General features: G+C 68.7%; 5 protein-coding genes and 1 tRNA gene. 1 reads left to right on the plus strand and 5 read right to left on the minus strand.

The genetic code is table 11. The features are described 5' to 3' along the window. Positions 1-328 precede the first annotated feature (328 nt). The 4 genes from VGO10_RS03200 to tatA all read right to left on the minus strand — a co-directional run bounded on the left by VGO10_RS03200 (position 329) and on the right by tatA (position 2,568). A tRNA-Lys gene (locus tag VGO10_RS03200) sits at positions 329-401 on the minus strand. Positions 402-466: 65 nt separating this feature from the next. Beyond that, complete coding sequence (locus tag VGO10_RS03205; RefSeq protein WP_327465083.1) at positions 467-1,156, minus strand: hypothetical protein; 690 nt, start codon at positions 1,154-1,156, stop codon at positions 467-469. 5 nt (positions 1,157-1,161) lie between these two features. Beyond that, positions 1,162-2,277, minus strand: a complete 1,116-nt coding sequence (gene tatC, locus VGO10_RS03210; RefSeq protein ID WP_327465085.1) for a twin-arginine translocase subunit TatC — start codon at positions 2,275-2,277, stop codon at positions 1,162-1,164. A 3-nt stretch (positions 2,278-2,280) separates the two neighbouring features. Continuing rightward, positions 2,281-2,568: a twin-arginine translocase TatA/TatE family subunit gene (gene tatA / locus VGO10_RS03215; RefSeq protein WP_327465087.1), complete on the minus strand. Its 288-nt coding sequence runs from the start codon at positions 2,566-2,568 to the stop codon at positions 2,281-2,283. A 168-nt stretch (positions 2,569-2,736) separates the two neighbouring features. Here tatA and VGO10_RS03220 point away from each other — a divergent pair, with 168 nt between their 5' ends. Next, a complete protein-coding gene (locus tag VGO10_RS03220) occupies positions 2,737-3,174 on the plus strand; it encodes a hypothetical protein (RefSeq protein WP_327465089.1) in 438 nt (145 codons plus the stop codon). A 74-nt stretch (positions 3,175-3,248) separates the two neighbouring features. Here the strand turns inward: VGO10_RS03220 and VGO10_RS03225 are convergent. Further along, the coding region (locus tag VGO10_RS03225) for a polyprenyl synthetase family protein (RefSeq protein WP_327465091.1) at positions 3,249-3,745 on the minus strand (497 nt) is incomplete at its 5' end.

Consider the following 3,745-nt stretch of genomic DNA (forward strand, 5'->3'; position numbering starts at 1 on the left):
CCCCCCCCCCCCCCCCCCCGTACCCTCGTGGCGCAGCGGAACCGTTCGCGCTACCCGTGTTGGCGGCACGAGCGTGTCTGAACCGAGGCGGTGATCCGTGATGTCGCCATCCGCGCGGCGCTCGTTCGGTGCCCACACAAATCGAACCCCGAATCACAGCGCAACACTTTCACCCAACGCCCCAGGCCACGAGAGCGCGGTGGCGATCGTCACGGAGCGCCGCCCCACCAACCACGCCCGCACCCTGACCCGAATCCGGGACACGTCCGCTACTTCAGGAATGGCGCGAGAACGAAAGAAACCCGGCATTTGCCGGGCTTCTCGCCAGTGCCCCCACTAGGAATCGAACCTAGAACCTTCGGATTAAGAGTCCGCTGCTCTGCCAGTTGAGCTATAGGGGCGGGGTCGGACAGGATAGCGAGGAGGTGGTGCTGGGCGCCGCCTCGCGGGCGCCGACGACGCGCCGCTACTGGGAGGGTGTGGCCGTTGCCGACGGGGTCGTCGAGCTGGCCGCTTGGCGCGCCGCGTCGAGCTGGGCCTTGATCTGCTCGCGGCTGTCGGCGGGCGTCAGCGAGAGGGCCTTCTTGGAGGCGAGTTGCGCCTTGCGGGTCTGGCCGGCCTGGTAGGCGAGGTCGGCGAGCTGCACGTAGAGCGGGCCCGTTGCGGGGCGGCGGTCGAGGATGATCTCCATCGCCGAGACGGCCTCGGCGGGCTCGTTGAGCCCGCTCGTGCCGAACGCCTGGACCATCAGCGAAGCCACGTTGTCGTCGGGCTTGTCGGTCAGCGTCACGTACTTGTCCCAGGCGGTCGCGGCCCCCTGGAGCTGGACCTTGCCCTTGTCGGTAAAGACGCCCTGGTTGGCGTCGAAGCCATCGCCGGTGCCGGCCTGCTGGAAGCGCACGCGCGTCAGCTCGGCCCATGCCTTCGGGTCCTTCGGCCGGACCCGGACGCCGGTCTCCGCCTTGTCGACGCGCTGCTGGAAGACCTTGTCGACGCTCGTCTGGCCGCTGCTGGACTTGAACGCATCCAACAATCCGCCGCTCGTGGCGCCACCGACGCCGAACAGCACCAAACCGCCACCCATGAGGATGGCGAGACCGAGGTAGATCCCTTGGACCGCGCGTCGGCGGCCACGGCCGCGAAGGTCGAACAGCATGCGGCTCAGTCTAGATCGTTCGGGACCTTGAGTTCCCCGCCGCCGGGCACGTCTGCCGGAGCGTCATCGTCCGATAGCTCCTCGTCGTCCTCATCACGATCGGCCAGGAACCCGAAGCGCGGTTCACCGCTGGGCTGGAAGATCCGACCGAGGATCAGGCTGATCTCGTACAGCACGACCAGCGGAGCCATCGCGATCAGCATCGTGAAGGGGTCCGGCGTCGGCGTCACGACCGCGGCGACGACCGCGAACAGGATCAGCGCGTAGCCGCGGTAGGAGCGCAGCTGCTTGACGGTCAGGATCCGCAACCGGACGATGGCCAGCACGCCGATCGGGATCTGGAACAACACGCCCATCGCCGCCAGCAGCAGCGTGCAGAAGCGGTAGTAGTCCTTGGCCTGGACCAGGATGTCGAAGGCGCCGTCGTTGTAGTTCTGCAGGAAGGAGACGGCACGTGGCAGCGCCAGGAAGTAGCCGAACACCACCCCGATGACGAACAGGACCGGCACCATCGTCATCAGCGGCAGTGCGACGCGGCGCTCCTCGTTGCTGAAGGCCGGTAAGACGAACGCGTAGAGCTGGAAGAGGATGAACGGCAGCGCGAGCAGCAGCGCCGCGTAGGCGCTGACGGTGACCGTCGTCAGGAAGGGCTCGGTGACGCCGAGCGTCACGGGCTGGCGCCCGGTCGACGCCTTGGGCGTCAGCGCCGCGGCCCTCGCGGCCTGGACGGCGGCGGCCTGCAACTCCCGCGCGGTCTGCGCGCTCTGGGTCCGCGTCGCCGCGCTCACGCCGTCGGCGCCGGCGATCGCACCGAGCGTCCGCGCCGCATGCGTCAGCGCCGGCGCCGCGGCCTTCAGGTAGCCGCCGACGGCCTCGTTGAAGCAGCCGGAGCGCTCGAGCGCGTCGTCGGCCTTCTTGCGGTCGCTGGTCTTGCAGTCCACGCGATGGGCGTGGTCCAGCGGCACGTTGATGATGTCGAGGATGCGGTCGTTCTGCCAGTAGCAGAGGCTGAACGACAGCACGAAGGCCACGATGCAGAGGATGATCCGCGTGCGCAGCTCATCGAGGTGCTCGATGAGGCTCAGCCGCTCCTCGTGGCCGACCGGCCGGATGGCGGGCAACGGCTACCCGCCGGGACGCGTGGCGGACTCGTCCCGATCGCCGACGGGCGTGCGCGTGGCGTCGGGCGTGGGGTCGAGCACGTCGGCCTGCTGGGCGCGCGTCAGCTCAGGACGGTCGGCCGCAGCGTCGTCTGCGTCCTCGTCGTCCTTGTCCTTGCCCTGGATCGAATCCTTGAACTCGCGCATGCCGCCGCCGAGCTGCTTGCCGAGATGGGGCAGGCGCTTGGGACCAAACACGAGCAGCACGATGACGAGGACGATGAGCAGTTCTGGGATACCGATTCCCGGCATGGGATGAAGCCTCCGTGGGGTGTCTGATGAGGGTAACGCGGCATAGGGCCAATCGGCTCATTCTCTGGCCATATCCGCGTGCGGACGAATGGTCGATTGGAGGTTCAAGTTCGCCGAAGCCACAACCGATCACCGGGTTGTCAGCGCCAGCCGAAACTCCTCGAGACGATGAGCCTTCACGATCCCCGCCACTACGTTCGCCGAGTCGTCCTCCCTTCGGGGAAGACCATCGAGGTCGTCTACTTCGAGGACCAGCAGGCTGCGGGCGCGGCGTCGATCGCCCCGTCGCCTGCGAAGTCCCACGACGAGACGGTCGACGACCTTCACGTCTGCGGCTCCTGCGCCTCCACCCTGGTCTACCCGACCGAGTGGGAAGAGGCCGGCGCGACGCACTGGGAGGTCACGCTCCGCTGCCCCAACTGCGAGTGGGCCGGCACCGGGATCTTTGAGCAGGACCTCGTCGAGCGCTTCGACGAGGAGCTCGACCGTGGCACCGAGGCGCTGGTCCGCGATCTCAAGCGCCTGGCGCACGCCAACATGGAGGACGAGATCGAGCGCTTCACCACGGCGCTGACCGAGGATCACATCGTCCCCGAAGACTTCTAGGGCTCTCCCCGTCACGTCTCCTCCGTGACTCAGACAGCGGGCCGGCTGGGATGCCGGCCCGCTGTATTTAAGCCTCAGGCGTAGCGGGCGACGACGCCGTCGGCGACGAGCAGCAGCGCGTTGCGCTCGCGGTCGGGGAGGCCCGGCGGGACGACGGCCTTGGCGGCCGCGACATGCTCGAGGGCGATGGCGCGCGCCTCCTCCAGCGCGCCGGTCGCCGCGATGCGGTCGCAGATCTCCTCCGCGGCCGCAGGCGTTTCGATCGCGCGGGGATCCAGCGCGCCAAGTGCCGAGTCACGCTCACGCGCCAGGATGAACGGCAGCGTGACGGTGCCGTCGAGCAGATCGGTGCCGCGGTGCTTGCCGGTGCGCTCCGCGGGGCCGGCGACATCGAGGACGTCGTCGAAGATCTGGAAGGCCAGGCCGATGCGACGCCCGAACTCGCGCAGCGCCTCGGCGGGATGTGTCGCTCCGTCGGAGCGGGCGGGGGCCGCCTCGAGCGCACCGAGGATGCAGGCCGCCTCGAAGAGTCGCGCGGTCTTCAGCTCACAGCGCAGCAGGTAGCGCTCCA

It is taken from the genome of Baekduia sp. (genome assembly GCF_035996765.1).
GTDB lineage: Bacteria > Actinomycetota > Thermoleophilia > Solirubrobacterales > Solirubrobacteraceae > Baekduia.